The 219-nt window shown below is 59.4% G+C and carries 1 pseudogene; it reads right to left on the bottom strand.

Annotated features, from left to right (window positions below):
- Positions 1-21: 21 nt before the first annotated feature.
- Positions 22-219, bottom strand: a pseudogene (locus tag QMX83_RS21660) (hypothetical protein); the annotation flags it as partial.

The raw sequence follows: 219 nt of genomic DNA, 5'->3' as shown, positions 1-219 counted from the left end.
GCAGCCGGGCAGAGCCCGGCTCTACGGGAGCTTCCAAACCAGGTCGAGGCCGGATTCGTCCCTGATGGCGTAGATGCGCTCGTACTGAAACGACAGCACAAACCGATGCCGATGCTGCGTTGCGAACAACTCAATCAGCGCATAGATGTCCCTGAGGCATTCCTGCATCGTGGCCGCTCTGAAGTGGAAGGTCATCGACACCCCCACTTTCCAGTCCAC

The sequence above is a fragment of the Stenotrophomonas sp. PS02289 genome (genome assembly GCF_029960115.1).
In the GTDB taxonomy this organism is placed as follows: Bacteria; Pseudomonadota; Gammaproteobacteria; order Xanthomonadales; family Xanthomonadaceae; genus Stenotrophomonas.
Note: the sequence above shows the minus strand (reverse complement) of the source record. Positions and strands in the feature narration are given on the sequence as shown.